Here is an 18,621-nt window from a genome sequence, read left to right on the forward strand (position 1 = left end):
TAGCTGCGCCGCGGGCGAAACCCGGGCGCGGGACTTTTGACTCGCATTTCCGCGCCCCAGCCCCCAAATGCGCCCTCATGGCGTCACCCCACCCGCCCATCATCCGCGTCATCGATCTCGAGACTACTGGCGACAAGCCGCCGGCGCATGCCGTGTGCGAGATCGGCTGGCAGGACGTCGCGCTCGGCAAGGACGGGCGCTGGGAGCTGTACGGCGAGGGCGGCAATAGGCTGGTCAATCCCGGCCGGCCGATCCCGCCGCTGACCATGGCGATCCACCATATCCGCGACGAGGACGTCGCCGACGCGCCCTGGTGGCACGACGTCGCGCGGCCGATCCTCGATCCCTGGCCGCGCCGCGTCGCCCTCGCCGCGCACCGCGCGAGCTTCGAGGAGCAATATTGCACCCCGGCCCTCACCCGCGGCGCCGACTGGATCTGCACCTGGAAATGCGCGCTGCGGCTGTGGCCGGACAGCGGCGGCTTCTCGAACCAGTTCCTGCGCTATTTCCGCAATCCGGTGGGGCTGGAGCATGAGCGCGGCCTGCCCGCGCACCGCGCCTTTCCCGACGCCTATGTGACCGCGCATCACCTGCGCGACATGCTCAACGAGGCGAGCGTGGCGCAGCTGATCGAATGGTCGAAGTCGCCGGGCCTGCTGCCGCGCGTGCGCTACGGTCCCGATCGCGGCAAGGAATGGAGCGAGATCGACGACGATTCGCTCGCTGCCTTCATGAACGACCGCGACGAGGACATCCGCTTCACCGCGCAGACCGAGTTCGCGCGGCGGCGCGGTGGGGCACCGGTGGGGCCGGACGCGCCGGCGCAGCGGTTGCTGTTCTAGTCATCCTTTCCCCAGCGAAGGCCGGGGCCCAGACTGAGCGTGCGCGTCGCAGACGCGCCAAGGGCGCGTGACTTTCAAGGACTGGCCCCCGGCCTTCGCCGGGGAGAGAAGAAGAAGCTCCCCGAGCGATAGGTTCACCGCCGCCCGGCGATCAGCCAGCGTACCCCTTCGAGCACCAGGCCATAGACCAGGTGCGAGGCTGCGCCATAGGCGTGGGTCGCCAGCGGCGTCTCGTCGGGCGCAGGCGCAAGGCCAGCCGCCGGCACCGCCACCTCGTCGAGCAGCGCGCTGGTGGCGATCCCGTAAGCGCTGCCGAAGCCGGCGCTCGCCTCAGGCTTGTATTCGGTGATCACGCCGTAGATGCCGCCCAGCACCGCGCCGGTGATGTAATGGACCGCCTGGCCCGCCTGCTCGCGATACTCGTCGGGCACCGGCGCATCGAGGAACGCCTCGCTCGCCGCGTCTGCCGCCTTCACCGTCGCCGGATCCTCGTCCCCGCCCTCGTCCGGCAGCAGCTTCTTCGCCTGGGCCTGGACGGCCGCCATCGCCGCCGACGCGACGAGGCCGGCGGCAACGCCGGCGAGCAGGCCGAGAAGGGGACGGGGCTTGGCCATTGGGGTCTCCGGGCAGGAAGGGGGCGAACGCTTCCTGCCCGGCTCAACCGGTCACATCAATATTGGATGCGCTCGGCCTTCAGATTGTGCTTGGCGAGATAGGCCTGCACGCTGTCCGGACCCGCCAGATGCCCCGCACCCACCGCGATGAACACGGTGCCCGGCTTGGCCATGCGCGCCGTGATCCAGTCCGCCCAGTTGGCGTTGCGATCGGAAAGCAGCACCTTGCCGACTTCCGGCGTCTTGCGCATTTCCTCGTTCATCGTCTTGCCCAGCGCGTCCGGATCGCCGGCGCTCCACTGCGCGACCATCTTGTCGAGCAGCGGACCGACCTTGTCGAACTCGTTGACCGTGTTGACGAGATACTTGACCTGCAGGTCCTCGGGCAGCTTGTCGAAGAAGCCGATCTGCTGCTCGAAGGTCTCGAGGCCGATGAGCTGCTTGTTGGCAGCCTTGGCGGCGGCAGTGATCGTCATCTCGGCGCCGCTGTTCGGATCGTAGCCGAGCTTGGGCAGCGGGGCCATGGCGAGCGTCATCGCGGCGAACCAGGGCTCGAAGCGGTCGAGCGCGGAGGCCGGCATGCCGACGCTGGTGAGCGCGGCGGCATAGGCCGGACGCGTGGCCTCGGGCAGCTTGGCGGTGAGCGCCGGATCGGCCTGCGGCGCCATCGCCGCCTGCATGATCACGCCCTGCATCGTCGCGGGATCGGGCATGACCATCTCGAGCGCGACCGTGTCGCTCTTGTCGAATGCCGCCTTCACCGCCTCGTCGAACCAGCTGAGGCCGGGCTTGAGGACATGGACGGTGCCGAACAGATAGATGGTGGTGTCGGCATCCTTGACCACCCAGAGCGCCGGATCGGCATCCTTGGTCGCCGTGACGGCAGGGGCCGGCGCGGCCTGGGCATAAGCGGCCACGGGCAGGGCGAGGACCACGGCCAGGCCGGCCGCGGCAGTGAGCAGCTTCTTCTTCAACATCATGAATTCACTCCACATTGCGCGGCCTTTCAGGGCCGGACTTTCTTCCAGAGATAGGCAAGAGTCATGACGATCAGTGTGGCGATGTAGAGCGCCTCATGATCGGGTTCGGGCACCAGCGCGCCCTTCCACAGGAAATACCAGGAGGCATAGCCGATCAGGTAGAAGTGCAGCGCGACCGCGGCGCCCCACAGATTGGCGCTGCGCTCGACCTCGTCGATGCGGCGGTAGAAATACCAGCTGCCACCGCCCAGGCCGACCACCAGCAGCACTACGATCCCGATTGCCGCCCAGCCGGGCAACCCGCCGTCGCGCTCGAGCAACACGAGCGCAGCGCCGATCACGCCACCGAGCAGCATGAAGCCGCCCATCAGGCCCCAGAAACGGTTGCTGCGCGATTTCTCGGCGCGCTCGCCCGGACCTTCAGCCATCCCCCGACTCGTCATCGAAAAATATCTCCTCGATGGGCATGGCGAACAGGCGCGCGACCTTGAAGGCGAGCGGCAGCGAAGGATCGTGCTTGCCCGTCTCGATCGCGTTCACCGCCTGGCGCGACACGCCGAGCCGACCGCCAAGCTCCGCCTGGCTCCAGTCGCGTTCGGCGCGCAGCACTTTCAGGCGATTTCGCATCCTGTTGCTGTCCCCATGTCCTGACTTTCTGTCAGGCACACCTTACATAGCGAGTCGAATGAGATTGTCAACAAGACCTGACATATTGTCAGGACTAGCTGGCGGCGAGTTCCTTGAGCGGTATCGTGGCGTCGGCCAGCGCGGCGGGATCGAGGGCGAGCCCCTCCACCACCAGCTTGCGGCCCTGGACATAGTCCTTGACTGCGTTGACGCAGTCGAGCGCGATCACCCGGCCGGCGCGGAGGTAGATCAGCGAGAAGCTGCGCGCCGCGGGATCGCCGCGCACCACCACATCGTCATGCCCGGCCGAGATGCCGACGGTCTGGAGCTTGAGATCATATTGGTTCGACCAGAACCAGGGCACCGCGTCATAGCCCGCCTCGACCCCACAGATCGTCTTCGCCGCGACCGTCGCCTGGTCGTTGGCGTTCTGCACCGATTCGAGCCGGATCGCGCTGTCCGCCGCATAGCGGTTCACATGGAGCGCGCAGTCGCCGATCGCGAAGATATCCGGCAGGCTGGTACGCGACTGGTCGTCGACCAGCACGCCATTGCCGCCCGCCGCCCCTGCCGCGAACAGCGGCTCGACCGCGGGGACGATGCCGATGCCGACGATCGCCATCTCTGCGGGAATCACCTCGCCGCCCGCCAGCCGCACGCCGGTGACCTTGGCGTCGCCCTCGATCGCCTCGACCTGCACGCCCAGCCGGACGTCGACACCGTGCGCGCGATGCTCGGCCTCGAAGAAACGTGACAGGGCCTCGCCGGCGACCCGGGCGAGCACGCGGTCCTGGGCCTCGAGCACCACGACCTGCCTGCCGAGCTTGGCGAGCACGGCGGCCGCCTCCAGCCCGATATAGCCGCCGCCGACCACGGCGACACGGGCGACGCCATCCAGCTCGGCCATCATCTGGTCGACATCGGCGCGGGTGCGGACGGTGTGGATGCCGGACAGGTCATGCCCATCGCAGGACAGGCGGCGCGGCTTGCCGCCGGTCGCCCAGATCAGCTGGCCATAGCCGATCGTCTCGCCATCAGCGGTGACATGGTGCGCAACCGGATCGACCGCGGTGACGGTGCGGCCCGGGAGCATCGTCACCTGCCGCTCTTCCCAGAAAGCGGCGTTGCGGATCAGCAGCCGCTCGAACGCCTTCTCGCCCGACAGATATTCCTTGGAGAGCGGCGGCCGCTCATAGGGCAGCTCGGGCTCGTCGCCGAGCAGCGCGATGCTGCCTTCGAACTTGTTCTGGCGCAGCGCGATCGCGGCCTGGGCGCCGCCATGACCGGCACCGACGATGAGAACGTCGAACTTCATTTCTTCAGACGCTCCGCGTGCCAGGCGACATGATCGCCGAGGAAGGTCGAGACGAAATAATAGCTATGGTCATAGCCCGGCTGGAGCCGCTGGGTGAGCGCGATGCCGGCGGCGCGGCAGGCGGCCTCGAGCAGCTCGGGCTTGAGCTGGACGTCGAGGAACTGGTCGGCGCTGCCGGTATCGACCAGCAGCCCGGGGACGCGCGCGCCATCCTCGATCAGCGCCACCGCGTCGTGTTCCCGCCAGGCCGCACGGTCCTCGCCGAGATAACCGGCCAACGCCTTCTGCCCCCAGGGCACCTGACTCGGCGCGACGATCGGCGAGAAGGCCGAGACCGAGCGGAAGCGATCCGCGTTGCGCAGGCCGATGGTGAGCGCGCCGTGACCGCCCATCGAATGGCCGGTGATGCCCTGGCGGTCCATGTCGGCGGAGAATTCCGCGCCGATCAGTGCGGGCAGCTCCTGCTCGATGTACGACCGCATGCGAAAGTGCGTCGCCCAGGGCGCCTCGGTCGCGTCGAGATAGAAGCCGGCGCCCTGGCCGAAATCATAGGCCTCGTCATTGGGCACGCCCTCGCCGCGCGGGCTGGTGTCCGGCGCGACCAGGATCACGCCATGCTCGGTGCAGGCCGCACGGTACTCGCCCTTCTCGGTGACGTTCGCATGGGTGCAGGTGAGGCCCGAGAGAAACCACAGCACCGGCAGCTTCGCGCCCGGCGCATGATCGGGCACGAAGACCGAGAAGGTCATGTCGGTGCCGGTGACCGCGGAAGCGTGGCGGTACACGCCCTGCATGCCGCCATGCGACTTGTTCGAGGAGAGCTGTTCCATGGGCGGCCTTTTCAGCGGAAGACGATGGTGCGGTTGCCGTTGAGGAAGACGCGGCGTGCGCCGACCCATTGCACCGCGCGGGCGAGCACCTGGGCCTCGATGTCGCGGCCGATGCGGATCATGTCCTCGACCGAGGCGCGGTGATCGACCCGTTCCACTGCCTGCTCGATGATCGGCCCCTCGTCGAGGTCACTGGTGACAAAATGGGCGGTGGCGCCGATCAGCTTGACGCCGCGCTCATGGGCCCGGTGATAGGGCCGCGCGCCCTTGAAGCCGGGCAGGAAGCTGTGATGGATGTTGATGCAGCGCCCCGCCAGCCGGTCGGCAAGGTCGGAGGACAGAATCTGCATGTAGCGCGCGAGGATCAGATAGTCGGCGCCCGCCCGGTCGAACTCGGCGAGCAGTGCCGCTTCCTGCGCGTCCTTGCCCTCGGGCAGCAGGGTGAAGGGCAGGCCGTGCCATTCGGTGAGGTCGCGCAGCGTCTCGTGGTTCGAGACCACGCCGGCGATCTCGACGCCGAGATGATCGGTCTTCCAGCGATGGAGCAGGTCGTTGAGGCAGTGCGAGCCTTTGGACACCGCGATCAGGATGCGCGGGCGTGCCCCGCTCTCGGCCAGCGCCCAGTGCAGGCCGAAACGCGTGGCTACGGGCGCAAAGGCCGTGCGCAGCTGCTCGGTCTCGAACGGCGCGCCGGCCGCCTTGAATTCGACGCGCATGAAGAAGCGCCCGGCATCGAGATCGGCATATTGCTGGCTGTCGAGGATGAAGCCATCGCGCTCCGCCAGGAACCCGCTCACCCCCGCGACGATGCCCGGCCGGTCCTCGCAATCGAGGGTGAGGATCCAGGCCGGCGCCGTCATGCCGACACCACCGGGCGCTGCGGAGAGCCTTCGCCGAGATTGTTCGTGCCGCCCGGCTCGATGTTGATCATCCGCACCTCGCCGTGCCGGGCGACCGGGCGATGCTCGACCCCGCGCGGGACCACATAGAGCTCGCCCGGGCCGAGGGTGACCGTGCGGTCGCGCAGCTCGACGTCGAGTATGCCGTCGAGCACCAGGAAGAAGTCGTCGGTGTCGTCATGGCTGTGCCAGACGAACTCGCCCTCCACCTTCACGATGCGGATGTCGTTGCCGTTGTAGCTGGCGACGAGACGCGGCGCCCAATGGTCGCTGAAGGTGGCGAACTTCTCCGCCAGGTTGACGGCGCCGTCGCTCATGCCGGCACGCGGCAGATCGCGCACAGCTTGTTGCCGTCCGGATCGCGGATATAGGCGAGGTGCATAGCCCCCAGCGCACCGCCGTCGCGCGGGCCGGGCGGGTCCTCGATCGAGGTGCCGCCATGCGCGATGCCGGCGTCGTGAAAGGCCTTCACCTGCTCGGGCGATTCGCACTTGAAGCCGATCGTGCCGCCGTTCGCAAAGGTCGCCGGCTCGTCGTCGATCGGTTCGCTGATCCCGAAGCTGCCGCCATTGTGGCGATAGAAGAAGCGGACATGGCCGCTTGCCGCGACGTTGCGCACCGGCTCACCCGCGCCGAGCGTGCCCAGCACGGCATCGTAAAATGCCTTGGACCGCTCGATGTCGTTCGCGCCGACCATGATGTGGTTGAACATGTCCCCCGCTCCTTCGCTCAGTAGACCACGACGCTGCGAATGCTCTCGCCGGCGTGCATCAGGTCGAAGCCCTTGTTGATCTCTTCCAGGCCCATGACGTGGGTGATCATCGGATCGATCTCGATCTTGCCCGCCATGTACATGTCGACGATCTTGGGCACGTCGGTGCGGCCCTTGGCCCCGCCGAACGCAGTGCCGCGCCAGTTGCGGCCGGTGACGAGCTGGAAGGGACGCGTCGCGATCTCCTTGCCCGCCTCGGCCACGCCGATGATGATGCTGGTGCCCCAGCCGCGATGGCAGGCCTCGAGCGCGATGCGCATCACTTCGGTGTTGCCGGTCGCGTCGAACGTATAGTCGGCGCCGCCATCGGTCATCGCGACGATCGCGGCGACCACGTCCTCGCGGCTCATGCCCCTGGAGTTGAGGAACTCGGTCATGCCGAAGCGGCGGCCCCATTCCTCGCGGTCCGGGTTGATGTCGACGCCGATGATCCTGTTGGCACCCGCCAGCCGCGCGCCCTGGATCACGTTCAGGCCGATGCCGCCCAGACCGAAGACCACGACATTGTCGCCGACCTGCACCTTGGCGGTGTTGATCACCGCGCCCACGCCGGTGGTGACGCCGCAGCCGATATAGCAGCTGCTCTGGAACGGTGCGTCCTCGCGGATCTTCGCCACCGCGATCTCGGGCAGCACGGTGAAGTTCGAGAAGGTCGAGCAGCCCATATAGTGGTAGATCGGCTGGCCCTTGTAGCTGAACCGCGTAGTGCCGTCGGGCATCAGGCCCTTGCCCTGGGTGGCGCGGATCGCGGTGCAGAGGTTGGTCTTGCCGCTGAGGCACGACTTACACTGGCGGCATTCGGGCGTGTAGAGCGGGATGACGTGATCGCCCGGCTTCACGCTGGTCACGCCCGGGCCGACCTCGCGGACCACGCCGGCGCCTTCATGGCCGAGCACGCTGGGAAAGATGCCCTCCGAGTCGAAACCGTCCAGCGTATAGGCATCGGTGTGGCAGATGCCGGTCGCCATGATCTCGACCAGCACTTCGCCCGCCTTGGGCCCTTCGAGATCGAGCTCGACGATTTCGAGCGGCTTCTTCGCTTCGAAGGCGACGGCGGCGCGGGTCTTCATGGGCTTTCTCCTTGCTTGCCGGCCTGATCGGGGAAACGCGGCCGGGTTGCAAGAAGTCAGCGTGCGATCCGGTCTTCCGGGCGATAGAGAGTGAGGAAGACGCCGCCCCACCAGAGGATGCCGGCAAAGCCCGCGAACTCGAGGAAGGGGCGGACGAAGCCCGAGGTGAAGGCGAGGCCGGCAAAGACCAGCCCGGCGAGCTGCACCCAGGCGGGCAGGCTGCCGGCGGCACGCGCCTCGCGCACCGTCAGCGTCGCCCAGAGCGCGACGCCGGCATGACCAAGCAGCATCAGCGCGGCGACGAGATCGGCGCGCGGCGAGATGCGGCCCTGGCCGATCAATGCGGCCGCCTCGATCCGGAAATGCGCGGCGATGGCAAGGCAGACCACGCCCGCGCCGCCTGCGAGCAGGGCGAAGTCGCGCCCCGGGGTGCGCGGGCCGATCGGACCTGCGAGCGTGAGCATCGCCAGCAGCAGCGCGCCGGCGAATACGCAGCGGACGATCTCGTTGGCGAGCAGCAGGCCCCAATAGGGCTGGGCCATGTCGAGCCGGTTGCGGGCGATCGCCGCGAAGGGGTCCGCCGCCCCCGCCAGGTCGTGCGCGACATCGCCGAGCACGAACAGCGCGACGATGAACAACAGGCAAAGCAGCGCGGCGACCGTGCCGAAGGGCCTTCCATGATCGCCGACAAAGGACCGCTGCATCTCTCGCCTCCCGAACGTGTATTGCATTGATAATACACCAATGGTTTCGGCAGGGCAAGCACGCGGCGTTGGCCGATCGGCCCAGTGGGCCTATGGGCGCTGGTGATGGCGTATTTCGAAGACCAGCGGCGCGACCTTGCCGAGCTAGCCGAACGCACGCGTGCCCGCCGATTGAGCGCGCGGGCCGGGCGCGACTTCTCCTCCAACGACTATCTCGGCCTCGCCGGCGATCCCGCGCTGGCGGCGGCGGTGCGCGACGCGATCGATGCGGGCGTGCCGATCGGATCGGGCGGATCGCGGCTGCTGCGCGGCAACCACGGCGAGCATGAGCGGCTGGAGGCGACGGCGGCGCGTTTCTTCGGCAGCGAGAGCGCGCTCTATTTCTCGACCGGCTATGCGGCCAATGCGGCCCTGCTCTCCACCCTGCCCCAGCGCGGCGACCTGATCCTGCACGATGCGCTGGTCCATGCCAGCGCGCATGAGGGGATGCGGCTGAGCCGGGCCGAGGCGCGGAGCGCGGCGCATAACGATGTCGGCGACTTCGAAGACGCGATCCTCGACTGGCGGCACGAAGGCGGCACCGGGCGCGTGTGGATCACGGTCGAGAGCCTCTATTCGATGGATGGCGACCAGGCGCCGCTGGCCGATCTCGCCGCGCTGGCCGACCGGCACGGCGCGATCCTGATCGTCGACGAGGCGCATGCCACCGGCGTGTTCGGGCCCGACGGGCGCGGGCTGGCGGCGGAACTGGCGGGGCGCGAGAACCTGATCACGCTGCACACCTGCGGCAAGGCGCTGGGCTGCGAAGGCGCGCTGCTGTGCGGGCCGCGCGTGGTACGCGACTTCCTGGTCAATCGCGGGCGGGCCTTCATCTTCTCGACCGCGCCTTCGCCGCTGATGGCGGTGGCGGTGGAAGCGGCGCTCGGGCTGATCGCCGAACCGGGCCGGCGCGAGCGGCTGCACGGGCTGATCGCACGCGCCGAGGCGCTGCTCGCGCCGGTGGGCGTACAGGCGACCGGATCGCAGATCCTGCCGCTGGTGATCGGCGAGGATGCGCGGACCATGGCGATGGCGGCGGAGCTGCAGCGGCTCGGCTTCGACGTGCGCGGGATCAGGCCGCCTACGGTGCCGGCGGGCACCTCGCGGCTGCGCATCTCGCTGACGCTCAACGTGACCGAGGCGGATGTCGCGGCGCTGGCCGAGGCGATCGGGGGGCTGGCATGAGGATCGTCGTCACCGGCACCGATACCGATATCGGCAAGACCGTCTTCGCCGCTGGCCTGGCCGGGGCGCTGGGCGCGACCTATTGGAAGCCGATCCAGAGCGGGCTCGACGGCGGCAGCGATGGCGAGCGGGTCATGGCGCTGTCGGGGGCGACGGTGCTGCCCGAGGCCTATCGGCTGGCCACGCCTTGCTCGCCGCATCTCGCCGCGGAGATCGACGGGGTGACGATCGATCCCGACCGGCTGGGGCCGCCCGAGATCGACCCACTGGTGATCGAGGGCGCTGGCGGCGTGCTGGTGCCGGTGACGCGCGAGCTGCTCTATGCCGACCTGTTCGCGCTCTGGAAGCTGCCGACCGTGCTGGTCGCGCGGACCGCGCTCGGCACGATCAACCACAGCCTGCTCTCGATCGAGGCGCTGCGCGCTCGCGACGTGCCGATCCTCGGCGTGGCGTTCGTCGGCGAGGCCAACGAGGACAGCGAGGCGACCATCGCCGCGATCGGCGGCGTGCGCCGGCTCGGTCGCCTGCCGATCCTCGACTCGCTCGGCCGCCCTACCCTCGCCGCCGCCTTTGCCCAAGCCTTTCCGGATTTCCCCGCATGACCTCCCCCGTCTGGCACCCCTTCACCCAGCACGGGCTGGGCGAGCCGATCCCCGAAGTCGTGCGCACCGAAGGCGCCGCGCTCCACACAAGCGATGGCTGCCGCTTCGTCGATGCGATCTCGTCCTGGTGGGTGACGACGCATGGCCATTGCCACCCGCGCATCATGGCGGCGATCGCCGAGCAGGCGGCGAACATGGACCAGATCATCTTCGCCGGCTGGACGCACGAGCCCGCCGAGACGCTCGCCCGCGAGCTGGTGCGGATTCTGCCCGACCCGCTCCAGCACGTCTTCTACTCGGACAGCGGCTCGACCAGCGTCGAAGTCGCGCTGAAGATGGCTTTGGGCTTCTGGGACAATCGCGGCGAACCCAGGAACCGTATCCTGGTCCTCGAGCACGGCTATCACGGCGACACGATCGGGGGCATGTCGGTCGGCGCGCGCGGGGTGTTCAACCGGCCCTACCAGCCGCTGCTGTTCGACGTATCGACCATTCCCTTCCCCGAGCCAGGCCAGAGCCAAGCGACGCTCGACGCGCTCGAGGCGCAGTGCCGCGAGAGGCCTGCCGCGCTGCTGGTCGAGCCGCTGGTGCTGGGCGCCGGGGGCATGAAATTCTACTCGGCCAGCCTGCTCGCCGAGATGCGCAAGATCTGCGCGGCACACGACGTGCTGTTCATCGCCGACGAAGTGATGACCGGCTGGGGCCGCACCGGCAGCCTGCTCGCCTGCGAGCGGGCAGGCGTGGTCCCCGACATCCTCTGCCTGTCCAAGGGCCTGACCGGCGGCGCGATCCCGCTGGCGGTGACCCTGGCGACCGCACCGATCTTCGAGGCGCATTTCTCGCAGGACCGCGCGCGGATGTTCTTCCACTCGTCGAGCTACACCGCCAATCCGATCGCCTGCGCCGCCGCCAACGCAAACCTGGCGATCTGGCGCGAGGAGCCGGTGCTCGACCGAATCGCCGACCTGGGCGACCGCCAGCAGGACCGGCTCGACCGGCTCGCCACCCATGCGCTGATCCGCAACCCGCGCCGGCTGGGCACCATCGTCGCGGCGGAGATCGGCGCGAGCGAATCGGCCTATCTCAATTCGGTGGGAACGCGGCTCAAGGCCTTCGCGCACGAACGCGGCGTGCTGATTCGGCCGCTGGGCAACACCGTCTATGTGATGCCGCCCTATTGCATCGACGACACCGATCTCGAGGCCATCTATCGCACGATCACCGATTTCCTGGAGCAGGAGCCCCGCATGGGGGACTTGTTCGCCTTCTAGGGGCGAGTGGTGCTGCCGGTGAGGATTGAACTCACGACCTCAGCCTTACCAAGGATGCGCTCTACCACTGAGCTACGGCAGCACTCGCTCGAACGGTCCGGCAAGTGCCGGGTCCCAAGCGGGAGGCGCCTATGTGCTTGGGTACGCCCGATTGTCAACCCGCATGCGGACGGTTTATCGCGGGAAAATGAGCGAAGCGGAAAAGAAAGCCCGATTGGCGGAGGCGCTGCGGGCAAATCTGAGGAAGCGCAAGGCCCAGGCCCGCGAGCAGGCCGCGCCCGGCGACTCCTCCGATTCTCAGAGCGAGCCGAACCAGAGCGATACGCGTTCGCTTGCATCATAGGCGTTGCGCGCGATCGCATGCGGCCCCTGCAGATACATCGCCATCGTGACCGCGCCGGCCAGGAACCACATCACCCGATGGGTGCGCACTTCGCCTCTAACCATTGATACTCGTCCCCGCTCAGCTGCGGCCCCAAAATCCGCAGAACTTCAGCATGATAAGCATTGAGCCAGGCCAGTTCCTGCTCGGTTAGCAAAGATGGTTTAATCAGCGTTCGCTCTATCGGCGCGAAGGTGAGCGTCTCGAAGCCGAGCATTTGTTGTTCCGCACCCGAAATCAACTGCTTGGTGACCAGCACCAGGTTCTCGATGCGGATGCCGAATTCCTGCGCTTTATAGTAACCGGGCTCGTTCGACAGGAACATGCCCTCGCGCAGCGGCTCGAGGCTCTGGCCGCCCGGATAGAAGGGCTGGGCAATACGCTGCGGGCCTTCATGCACCGACAGGTACGAGCCGACGCCGTGGCCGGTGCCGTGGCCATAGTCGAGGCCGACTTCCCACAGGGGGCGCCGCGCGAAGCTGTCGAGCTGGGCGCCGGTGGTGCCATCGGGGAAGATCGCCGTGGCGATGGCGATATGGCCCTTGAGCACGCGCGTGAAGCGGTCCTTCATCTCGTCGCTCGCCTCGCCCACCGGCATGACGCGGGTGACGTCGGTGGTACCGTCGGCGTACTGGCCGCCCGAATCGACGAGATAGAGCTGGCCCAGCTCGATCGGCAGGCTCGATTCGTCGGTGACCTTGTAATGCGGGATCGCACCGTTCGGGCCGGTGGCGGAGATGGTGTCGAAGCTCAGATCCTTGAGCACGCCGGTCTGGTCGCGGAATTCGCGCAGCTTGTCGGCAGCGGACATCTCGGTGAGGCCGCCCTGGGGCGCGGTTTCCTCGAACCACTTCAGGAAGCGCGAGAGCGAGGCGCCGTCGCGCGCCTGGGCCGCCTTCTGCCCGGCGATCTCGGCCGGGTTCTTGATCGCCTTGGCGAGGATCACCGGATCGCGCAGCGACAGCACCTTGGCGCCGCCGGCGTCGAGCGCATCGAAGATCGCCGCGACTGCGCTGCCCGGATCGGCGGCGACGCGCTTGCCGGCAAAGCCCTGGAGCGCCGGCGCGAAGGCCGAGCGGTCGTGGATGCGGATCGCGTTGCCGAGATGCTTGCGGACTTCGTCGGTCACCTTCTCCTCGGCGACGAAGAAATCGGCGGTGCCGTCGGCGTTGACCACGGCATAGGCGAGCGCAACCGGCGTATGGCTGACATCCGTGCCGCGAATGTTGAACGCCCAGGCGATCGAATCGAGCGCGGAAAGGACCACCGCGTCGGCCTTGCGCTCGGCCAGCCAGTCGGCGATCTCGGCACGCTTAGCGGGCGAGGACTTGCCGGCGAGATCGTCGGACTGGACGGCGAGCGTCGCGTCCGAGGGCTGGGGCTTGTCGGGCCAGACGGCGTCGATCGGATTGGTGTTCACCGCGACGAGCTCGGCGCCCTTCTCGGCCAACGCCTTACGAGCTTCCTCGACCCAGGCGCGGGTGTGCAGCCAGGGATCATAGCCGATACGGCCGCCGTCGGGGGCATGCGCGCCCAGCCAGGACGCAACGCTAGTGGCCGGCACGCCGACATATTCCCACTCGTCCGCCGAGACCTGCTGGCGGACCTGGATCGTGTAGCGGCCGTCGGTGAAGATCGCGGCCGCCTCGGGCAACACCACCGCGGTACCGGCCGAGCCTTGGAAGCCGGTCAGCCAGGCGAGGCGCTGGGCATAGGCGCCGACATATTCAGACATGTGCTCATCGGTGAGCGGCACGACGAATCCATCGAGTCGGTCGCGCTTCAGCTGTTCGCGAAGGGCCTGGAGGCGGTCGGCATAGCTGGACATGGGATTACTCTATTGCTGGAATCTATGGGGCTGCTTTGCGCCGATATTCGGCAAAAGTCACATCCTGCGCTAGTCCGAGGCGATGACGCATTTCCCCCTGCCCCGTACCGACCTGGCCACCCCTGCCCTGCTGCTCGACGTGGCGGCGATGGACCGCAACATCGCGGCGATGGCGGCGTTCGCGAACGAGCGCGGCCTGGCGCTCAGGCCGCACGCCAAGACGCACAAGAGCGGCGAGATCGCCCGGCGGCAGATCGCAGCGGGCGCAGTGGGCATATGCTGTGCCAAGCTGGGCGAGGCCGAGGCGCTGGCGGCGGACGGGGTGGGCGACATTCACCTCACCTCGCCGGTAGTCACCAGTGGAGGGATCGCGCGGCTGAAGGCGCTGGCAGGCAAGATCCGGCTGTCGGCAGTGGTGGACCATCCGGATGTGGTGCGGGCGCTGGCCGGCAGCGGCGTGACGGTGTTCGTTGATGTCGATCCGGGCAAGCATCGCACCGGCGTTACTTCGCCCGAAGCCGCGGTCGAGCTGGCCCGGGCGATCGCCGCGGCGGGGCTGAAGCTGGGCGGGGTGCAATATTATTGCGGGTCCGAGCAGCACATCACCACCTTCGCCGACCGGCATGCGGCGATCGTGGGGAGGACCGACTATCTGCGCACCGTGCTGGCAGCGCTGGAAGCGGCGGGCTTCGCGATTCCGGTGGTGACAGGTGCCGGCACCGGCACCTTCGCCATCGATGCCGAGCTGGGCGTGCTGACCGAGCTGCAAGTGGGCAGCTACATTTTCCTCGACCGCGAATATCGCGATTGCGAGCTGGCCGGACCGAGCTTCGAGCAGTCGCTCTGGGTGGATTCCACCGTGGTCAGCGCGAACACGCCCGGCATGGTGACGATCGATGCGGGATTGAAGTCTTTCGCCACCGATGCCGGGGTGCCCGTACCCATGTCAGGCACCGCGCGTTACGCCTTCATGGGCGACGAGCAAGGTGCGCTGATCGGGGAGGATCTGCCGGGCCTGGCGGAGCGGACAACGCTCGTTCCGCCGCACTGCGACCCGACGGTGAATCTGTACGATTGCTACTGGCTGGTAGAGGGCGACGCGGTCACCGGCAGCTGGCCGGTGACCGCGCGCGGCCGCTCTACCTAGCGACGACGGACATAATAGCAGCGGTGCTTGGCGCTGATCGTGCGATCGATCGCACGGCCGCCAAAGGCACCGCCGACACCGCCGACCGCCGCACCGAGCAGACCGTGGCCGATGATCGCCGGACCGGCGAGCACGCCGACCGCCGCACCGCCGATCAGGCCGGCATGGCCGGGCGAGCGACGGCATTTCTTGTAATAGGCACGCGACTTGGTCGACTTGCCCTTGTAGTGACTCTGGGCCTGCGCCGCCTCGATCGGCATCGCGACGGGCATGGCCAGCGCGAAAGCGGCAACGGCCGCAATGAGCTTACGCATGATTTCCATCCCTTGTTTGAACCAATGCAGGTTAGAACGGCGCCCGGGTACGCCCGGTTGCATGAACTGAAAACAACAAGCCGTTCATGGGATCGTTCGGCCCCTGCAGGGCATTGATCGGGCATGCGCCAAGGTGCCGGCATTTCCTCTCCGCGCGAACGGCTGGGCAGCGCGCTCGGCGCGCTCGTCCTGGTGGGGCTGCTCGTCTGGATGCTGATGCACGGGCTGGGCGTGCGGCTGAGCGTGGTGCCGACCCGGGCGATGCAACTGGTCGACTTCACCCTGCCCCCGCCACCGCCTCCGGAGCCCGAGATCGCTCCCAAGCCCAGGCCGCGCACGCCCAAGGAGGAAGGCAAGGCCGCGCCGCCCAATCTCGTCTCCCGCGCCACCGAAGTGGCAACGCCGGTCAAGACGGTCCTGCCCCAGCCCATGCCCGCCGCGACGACGCCTGCCCAGGGCAGCGACGTCAGCTCGGGCAACGCGCCGGTCGCCGGGCCTGGAACCGGCGCGGGCGGCGTTGGCAACGGCACCGGATCGGGCGGCCGGGGCAATGGCGCGGGCGGTGGCGGCGGCACCGCGCTGCGGCTGCTCGAAGGCGACATCACCGGGCGCGACTATCCCAGGGCGGCGGCACGGGCGGGCGCACAGGGGACGGTGGGCTTGCGCTTCGTCGTCGAGGTGAATGGGCGCGTGACCGATTGCCAGGTGACCCGATCGAGCGGCAATGCCGATCTCGACGAGACGACGTGCCGGCTGATCAAGAAACGCTTCCGCTACGCACCGAGCCGGGATGCCAGCGGCAGGCCCTATGCCGATGTCGTGACCGGCGAGCAGGAATGGGAGCTGTACGACCGGCCGGGGCGAGAGGAGGACTGAAACTCCCCTCCCTGGAAGGGAGGGGTCAGGGGTGGGTGGAAGCCTGGCGATACGGCGCAAGCAGGAGGCTCGGTTTCAGTATCGCCAAGCCGCTAGCTACCTCTAGCCCCTCCCTTCCAGGGACGGGGACTTGGAGGAGCCCAGCTTCTCCACCAGAAACTCGACGAACGCCCGCACGCGCGCCGGCCGGGTCGCGCCGCCAACGAACACTGCATGGATGTCCTCCCGGTCGCCCGGGTTGAACGGCTCGAGCAACTCCACCAGCCGGCCCGCGGCGAGGTCCGCGGCCACGCTGAAGCTGCCGACCCGGGCGATCCCCACGCCGGCCAGCGCCAGCTCGACCAGCGTCTCGCCATTGTTCGCCTCGATATTGCCGCCCACCGGCAGCGCATAATCGCGCCCCTCCTGGCGGAAGGGCCAGACCGGCTCGGCGCGGCGGAAGTTGAAGTTCAGGCAATTGTGCGCATGCAGGTCCTCGGGGACCTGCGGCGTGCCCATCCGGGCGAGATAGGCCGGCGCGGCGACGATCGAGCGCCCGGTCTCGCCGATCTTGCGGGCGGTGAGCGCGCTGTCCGCCAGCGGACCGAAGCGGATCGCGACATCGGCACGGCCGCCCGCGACATCCTCCAGCGTGTCGCTCAGGCTGATATCGACCAGGATGCCGGGATAGAGCGCGACGAACTCACCGAGCAAAGGCACGATCGCCAGCCGGCCATGGGCGAGCGCGGCGCTGACCCGCAGCCGCCCGCGCGGCGAGGCCTGGTCGGCAAGCTCCTCCTCCACCTCGGCGATGTCGGTGAGGATGCGCTGGGCGGCGTGGAGATAGGCGTCGCCCTCGGGGGTCAGCACCAGCTTGCGGGTGGTGCGGGTGATCAGCCGAACGCCCAGCCGCGCCTCGATCCGGGCGAGCGCGCGGCTGACTGCCGAGGGCGTGAGCGCGAGCCGGCGGGCAGCGGCGGAGAGGCTGCCTTCGCGCACCGCGGTGACGAAGATTTCCATCTCGCCCGAACGATCGGCCATGACGCGGGTCATTCGTGAATCCAATGCACAGATGTTTCGCCTTTGCGCGGCCTACCGGAAGCCCGGCGCGCAGTCCATTTGCGTTGCCGCACAAATCCCCGGAGCATGGTCCCATGAGTTCCCATCTCGCGCTCACTGCGCTCGCCATCGGTGCCTTTGGCATCGGCGTCACCGAATTCACCCCGATGGGCCTGCTGCCCGTGATCGCGGGCGACCTCGGCGTATCGATCCCCACCGCCGGGCTGCTGGTCAGCGCCTATGCGATCGGCGTGCTGATCGGCGCGCCGCTGATGACGCTCACCACCGGACGGGTGCCGCGCCGCACATTGCTGATCGCGCTCGCCGCGATCTTCACCGCCGGCAACCTACTGGCGGCGGTGTCGGACAGCTATGCGATGCTGCTCGCCGCGCGGATCGTCACCTCGCTCAACCATGGCGCGTTCTTCGGCGTCGGATCGGTGGTCGCCGCCGGGCTGGTCGCACCCGAGAAGCGTGCCGGCGCCATCGCCACCATGTTCATGGGGCTGACGATCGCGACGATCGGCGGCGTGCCGCTCGCCACCTGGGCGGGCGAGGTGTTCGGCTGGCGCTCGGTGTTCGCCGCCATCGCCGCGATCGGCATGGTGACGATGGTCGCGCTGCGCCTGTTCGTCCCCGCCCTGCCCGCCGAGAAGGATGCCGACATGATGGCCGAGCTGCGCGTGCTCGGTCGCGGCCCGGTGCTGTTCGCGCTTGCCCTGACGATGGTCGGGTTCAGCGCGATGTTCACTGTATTCACCTATATCGCGCCGATCCTGCGCGAGGCGGCGCACGCCTCGACCTTCTGGGTGACCGCGGCACTGGTGATCTTCGGCGTCGGCCTGACCGCGGGCAACTGGCTGGGCGGGCGCTATGCCGACAAGTCGGTCGAAGGCGCGCTGATCACCATGACCGCGGCGCTGGCAGTGCTGCTCGTCGCCTTCGCCTTCGGCATGTTCTCGCTGCCGGTCGCGATCATCCTGATGCCGCTCTGGGGCGCTGCGAGCTTCGCGCTCGTCCCGCCGCTGCAGATGCGGGTGATGGACGCCGCGCATGAGGCGCCCAACCTCGCCTCGGCGATGAACATCGGCGCGTTCAACCTGGGCAATGCGATCGGCGCGGCGCTGGGCGGCGAAGTGATCCGCGAGGGGCTGGGCTATCCGGCAGTCTCGCTCGCTGCGGCCGCCATGGCGCTGGTCAGCCTCGCCATGGTGCTGGCGCCGCGGCTGGTGCGCCGGCGCTCGGCGGCGCTGGCCTGACGCAGGGGCGGGCGCTAGGAAGGCAGG

At 68.4% G+C, this 18,621-nt stretch carries 22 protein-coding genes and 1 tRNA gene; 7 read left to right on the top strand and 16 right to left on the bottom strand.

Annotated features, from left to right (window positions below; translation table 11 throughout):
* Positions 1 to 77: 77 nt before the first annotated feature.
* The gene (locus tag ACEN8G_RS16710) at positions 78 to 842 is read left to right on the top strand and encodes an exonuclease domain-containing protein (RefSeq protein WP_413740628.1); all 765 of its coding nucleotides are present in this window, start codon (positions 78 to 80) and stop codon (positions 840 to 842) included.
* Positions 843 to 976: 134 nt separating this feature from the next.
* Here ACEN8G_RS16710 and ACEN8G_RS16715 read toward each other — a convergent pair whose 3' ends face one another.
* The 11 genes from ACEN8G_RS16715 to ACEN8G_RS16765 all read right to left on the bottom strand — a co-directional run bounded on the left by ACEN8G_RS16715 (position 977) and on the right by ACEN8G_RS16765 (position 8,653).
* The gene (locus ACEN8G_RS16715; protein ID WP_413417166.1) at positions 977 to 1,456 is read right to left on the bottom strand and encodes a DUF1440 domain-containing protein; all 480 of its coding nucleotides are present in this window, start codon (positions 1,454 to 1,456) and stop codon (positions 977 to 979) included.
* Positions 1,457 to 1,512: 56 nt separating this feature from the next.
* Complete coding sequence (locus ACEN8G_RS16720) at positions 1,513 to 2,436, bottom strand: TraB/GumN family protein (protein ID WP_413417164.1); 924 nt, start codon at positions 2,434 to 2,436, stop codon at positions 1,513 to 1,515.
* Positions 2,437 to 2,462: 26 nt separating this feature from the next.
* Positions 2,463 to 2,864 carry a hypothetical protein gene (locus tag ACEN8G_RS16725; RefSeq protein ID WP_413417162.1) on the bottom strand — a complete coding sequence of 134 codons (402 nt, stop codon included), beginning with the start codon at positions 2,862 to 2,864 and terminating at the stop codon, positions 2,463 to 2,465.
* Positions 2,857 to 3,063: a helix-turn-helix transcriptional regulator gene (locus ACEN8G_RS16730; RefSeq protein WP_307117455.1), complete on the bottom strand. Its 207-nt coding sequence runs from the start codon at positions 3,061 to 3,063 to the stop codon at positions 2,857 to 2,859. Before ACEN8G_RS16730 ends, ACEN8G_RS16725 begins: the two co-directional genes overlap by 8 nt.
* A 94-nt stretch (positions 3,064 to 3,157) precedes the next feature.
* Complete coding sequence (locus ACEN8G_RS16735) at positions 3,158 to 4,378, bottom strand: NAD(P)/FAD-dependent oxidoreductase (RefSeq protein WP_413417160.1); 1,221 nt, start codon at positions 4,376 to 4,378, stop codon at positions 3,158 to 3,160.
* Entirely contained in the window at positions 4,375 to 5,208 is an 834-nt protein-coding gene (gene fghA / locus ACEN8G_RS16740) for an S-formylglutathione hydrolase (RefSeq protein ID WP_413417158.1), read from the bottom strand. The genes ACEN8G_RS16735 and fghA overlap by 4 nt, the downstream gene beginning before the upstream one ends.
* A gap of 11 nt (positions 5,209 to 5,219) precedes the next feature.
* On the bottom strand, positions 5,220 to 6,068 hold the full coding sequence (gene purU, locus ACEN8G_RS16745) for a formyltetrahydrofolate deformylase (RefSeq protein ID WP_413417156.1): 849 nt from the start codon (positions 6,066 to 6,068) through the stop codon (positions 5,220 to 5,222).
* Positions 6,065 to 6,424 (bottom strand): cupin domain-containing protein, encoded by a 360-nt coding sequence (locus ACEN8G_RS16750; protein WP_413417154.1) that lies wholly within the window; start codon positions 6,422 to 6,424, stop codon positions 6,065 to 6,067. The genes purU and ACEN8G_RS16750 overlap by 4 nt, the downstream gene beginning before the upstream one ends.
* Positions 6,421 to 6,819 (bottom strand): VOC family protein, encoded by a 399-nt coding sequence (locus ACEN8G_RS16755; RefSeq protein ID WP_413417152.1) that lies wholly within the window; start codon positions 6,817 to 6,819, stop codon positions 6,421 to 6,423. Before ACEN8G_RS16755 ends, ACEN8G_RS16750 begins: the two co-directional genes overlap by 4 nt.
* A 17-nt stretch (positions 6,820 to 6,836) precedes the next feature.
* Positions 6,837 to 7,949 (bottom strand): S-(hydroxymethyl)glutathione dehydrogenase/class III alcohol dehydrogenase, encoded by a 1,113-nt coding sequence (locus ACEN8G_RS16760; RefSeq protein WP_413417150.1) that lies wholly within the window; start codon positions 7,947 to 7,949, stop codon positions 6,837 to 6,839.
* 56 nt (positions 7,950 to 8,005) lie between these two features.
* A complete protein-coding gene (locus ACEN8G_RS16765) occupies positions 8,006 to 8,653 on the bottom strand; it encodes a hypothetical protein (protein WP_413417148.1) in 648 nt (215 codons plus the stop codon).
* A gap of 105 nt (positions 8,654 to 8,758) precedes the next feature.
* On the opposite strand from ACEN8G_RS16765, the gene ACEN8G_RS16770 reads away from it, so the two are divergent.
* The 3 genes from ACEN8G_RS16770 to ACEN8G_RS16780 are packed head-to-tail and all read left to right on the top strand — an operon-like array spanning position 8,759 to position 11,750.
* Positions 8,759 to 9,877, top strand: coding sequence for an 8-amino-7-oxononanoate synthase (locus ACEN8G_RS16770; protein WP_413417146.1), 1,119 nt, complete (start codon positions 8,759 to 8,761; stop codon positions 9,875 to 9,877).
* Positions 9,874 to 10,479, top strand: a complete 606-nt coding sequence (gene bioD, locus ACEN8G_RS16775) for a dethiobiotin synthase (RefSeq protein ID WP_413417144.1) — start codon at positions 9,874 to 9,876, stop codon at positions 10,477 to 10,479. Before ACEN8G_RS16770 ends, bioD begins: the two co-directional genes overlap by 4 nt.
* Positions 10,476 to 11,750, top strand: coding sequence for an adenosylmethionine--8-amino-7-oxononanoate transaminase (locus ACEN8G_RS16780; RefSeq protein WP_413417142.1), 1,275 nt, complete (start codon positions 10,476 to 10,478; stop codon positions 11,748 to 11,750). Before bioD ends, ACEN8G_RS16780 begins: the two co-directional genes overlap by 4 nt.
* A 7-nt stretch (positions 11,751 to 11,757) precedes the next feature.
* On the opposite strand, the gene ACEN8G_RS16785 is transcribed toward ACEN8G_RS16780, so the two are convergent.
* From ACEN8G_RS16785 to ACEN8G_RS16795, 3 genes are all read right to left on the bottom strand, one after another.
* Positions 11,758 to 11,832, bottom strand: a tRNA-Thr gene (locus ACEN8G_RS16785).
* Positions 11,833 to 12,047: 215 nt separating this feature from the next.
* Complete coding sequence (locus ACEN8G_RS16790; RefSeq protein ID WP_307117444.1) at positions 12,048 to 12,182, bottom strand: hypothetical protein; 135 nt, start codon at positions 12,180 to 12,182, stop codon at positions 12,048 to 12,050.
* Positions 12,164 to 13,960, bottom strand: coding sequence for an aminopeptidase P family protein (locus ACEN8G_RS16795; RefSeq protein WP_413417140.1), 1,797 nt, complete (start codon positions 13,958 to 13,960; stop codon positions 12,164 to 12,166). The genes ACEN8G_RS16790 and ACEN8G_RS16795 overlap by 19 nt, the downstream gene beginning before the upstream one ends.
* An 82-nt stretch (positions 13,961 to 14,042) precedes the next feature.
* Here ACEN8G_RS16795 and ACEN8G_RS16800 point away from each other — a divergent pair, with 82 nt between their 5' ends.
* Positions 14,043 to 15,107, top strand: a complete 1,065-nt coding sequence (locus ACEN8G_RS16800) for a DSD1 family PLP-dependent enzyme (RefSeq protein WP_413417138.1) — start codon at positions 14,043 to 14,045, stop codon at positions 15,105 to 15,107.
* Here the strand turns inward: ACEN8G_RS16800 and ACEN8G_RS16805 are convergent.
* Positions 15,104 to 15,421, bottom strand: coding sequence for a hypothetical protein (locus ACEN8G_RS16805; RefSeq protein WP_413417136.1), 318 nt, complete (start codon positions 15,419 to 15,421; stop codon positions 15,104 to 15,106). The two genes, ACEN8G_RS16800 and ACEN8G_RS16805, sit on opposite strands and share 4 nt — an antisense overlap.
* 123 nt (positions 15,422 to 15,544) lie before the next feature.
* Between ACEN8G_RS16805 and ACEN8G_RS16810 the strand changes: the two genes are divergently transcribed.
* Positions 15,545 to 16,297 carry an energy transducer TonB gene (locus ACEN8G_RS16810; RefSeq protein WP_413417134.1) on the top strand — a complete coding sequence of 251 codons (753 nt, stop codon included), beginning with the start codon at positions 15,545 to 15,547 and terminating at the stop codon, positions 16,295 to 16,297.
* Positions 16,298 to 16,399: 102 nt separating this feature from the next.
* Here ACEN8G_RS16810 and ACEN8G_RS16815 read toward each other — a convergent pair whose 3' ends face one another.
* On the bottom strand, positions 16,400 to 17,329 hold the full coding sequence (locus ACEN8G_RS16815) for a LysR family transcriptional regulator (protein WP_413418615.1): 930 nt from the start codon (positions 17,327 to 17,329) through the stop codon (positions 16,400 to 16,402).
* Between the two features lie 101 nt (positions 17,330 to 17,430).
* On the opposite strand from ACEN8G_RS16815, the gene ACEN8G_RS16820 reads away from it, so the two are divergent.
* Complete coding sequence (locus ACEN8G_RS16820; protein ID WP_413418617.1) at positions 17,431 to 18,594, top strand: MFS transporter; 1,164 nt, start codon at positions 17,431 to 17,433, stop codon at positions 18,592 to 18,594.
* Positions 18,595 to 18,621: the final 27 nt, after the last annotated feature.

Source organism: Sphingomonas sp. Sphisp66 (genome assembly GCF_047324325.1).
Classification (GTDB): Bacteria; Pseudomonadota; Alphaproteobacteria; order Sphingomonadales; family Sphingomonadaceae; genus Sphingomonas.

What these genes read in the sequence shown, in the direction of transcription:
- ACEN8G_RS16805 (WP_413417136.1), bottom strand. Translation starts at nt 15,421, where the DNA reads ATGCGTAAGCTCATTGCGGCCGTTGCCGCTTTCGCGCTGGCCATGCCC.
- ACEN8G_RS16710 (WP_413740628.1), top strand. Translation starts at nt 78, where the DNA reads ATGGCGTCACCCCACCCGCCCATCATCCGCGTCATCGATCTCGAGACT.
- bioD (WP_413417144.1), top strand. Translation starts at nt 9,874, where the DNA reads ATGAGGATCGTCGTCACCGGCACCGATACCGATATCGGCAAGACCGTC.
- fghA (WP_413417158.1), bottom strand. Translation starts at nt 5,208, where the DNA reads ATGGAACAGCTCTCCTCGAACAAGTCGCATGGCGGCATGCAGGGCGTG.
- ACEN8G_RS16780 (WP_413417142.1), top strand. Translation starts at nt 10,476, where the DNA reads ATGACCTCCCCCGTCTGGCACCCCTTCACCCAGCACGGGCTGGGCGAG.
- ACEN8G_RS16795 (WP_413417140.1), bottom strand. Translation starts at nt 13,960, where the DNA reads ATGTCCAGCTATGCCGACCGCCTCCAGGCCCTTCGCGAACAGCTGAAG.
- ACEN8G_RS16750 (WP_413417154.1), bottom strand. Translation starts at nt 6,424, where the DNA reads ATGAGCGACGGCGCCGTCAACCTGGCGGAGAAGTTCGCCACCTTCAGC.
- ACEN8G_RS16820 (WP_413418617.1), top strand. Translation starts at nt 17,431, where the DNA reads ATGAGTTCCCATCTCGCGCTCACTGCGCTCGCCATCGGTGCCTTTGGC.
- ACEN8G_RS16720 (WP_413417164.1), bottom strand. Translation starts at nt 2,436, where the DNA reads ATGATGTTGAAGAAGAAGCTGCTCACTGCCGCGGCCGGCCTGGCCGTG.
- ACEN8G_RS16730 (WP_307117455.1), bottom strand. Translation starts at nt 3,063, where the DNA reads ATGCGAAATCGCCTGAAAGTGCTGCGCGCCGAACGCGACTGGAGCCAG.
- ACEN8G_RS16715 (WP_413417166.1), bottom strand. Translation starts at nt 1,456, where the DNA reads ATGGCCAAGCCCCGTCCCCTTCTCGGCCTGCTCGCCGGCGTTGCCGCC.
- ACEN8G_RS16755 (WP_413417152.1), bottom strand. Translation starts at nt 6,819, where the DNA reads ATGTTCAACCACATCATGGTCGGCGCGAACGACATCGAGCGGTCCAAG.
- ACEN8G_RS16810 (WP_413417134.1), top strand. Translation starts at nt 15,545, where the DNA reads ATGCGCCAAGGTGCCGGCATTTCCTCTCCGCGCGAACGGCTGGGCAGC.
- purU (WP_413417156.1), bottom strand. Translation starts at nt 6,068, where the DNA reads ATGACGGCGCCGGCCTGGATCCTCACCCTCGATTGCGAGGACCGGCCG.
- ACEN8G_RS16765 (WP_413417148.1), bottom strand. Translation starts at nt 8,653, where the DNA reads ATGCAGCGGTCCTTTGTCGGCGATCATGGAAGGCCCTTCGGCACGGTC.
- ACEN8G_RS16815 (WP_413418615.1), bottom strand. Translation starts at nt 17,329, where the DNA reads ATGACCCGCGTCATGGCCGATCGTTCGGGCGAGATGGAAATCTTCGTC.
- ACEN8G_RS16735 (WP_413417160.1), bottom strand. Translation starts at nt 4,378, where the DNA reads ATGAAGTTCGACGTTCTCATCGTCGGTGCCGGTCATGGCGGCGCCCAG.
- ACEN8G_RS16800 (WP_413417138.1), top strand. Translation starts at nt 14,043, where the DNA reads ATGACGCATTTCCCCCTGCCCCGTACCGACCTGGCCACCCCTGCCCTG.
- ACEN8G_RS16760 (WP_413417150.1), bottom strand. Translation starts at nt 7,949, where the DNA reads ATGAAGACCCGCGCCGCCGTCGCCTTCGAAGCGAAGAAGCCGCTCGAA.
- ACEN8G_RS16770 (WP_413417146.1), top strand. Translation starts at nt 8,759, where the DNA reads ATGGCGTATTTCGAAGACCAGCGGCGCGACCTTGCCGAGCTAGCCGAA.
- ACEN8G_RS16725 (WP_413417162.1), bottom strand. Translation starts at nt 2,864, where the DNA reads ATGGCTGAAGGTCCGGGCGAGCGCGCCGAGAAATCGCGCAGCAACCGT.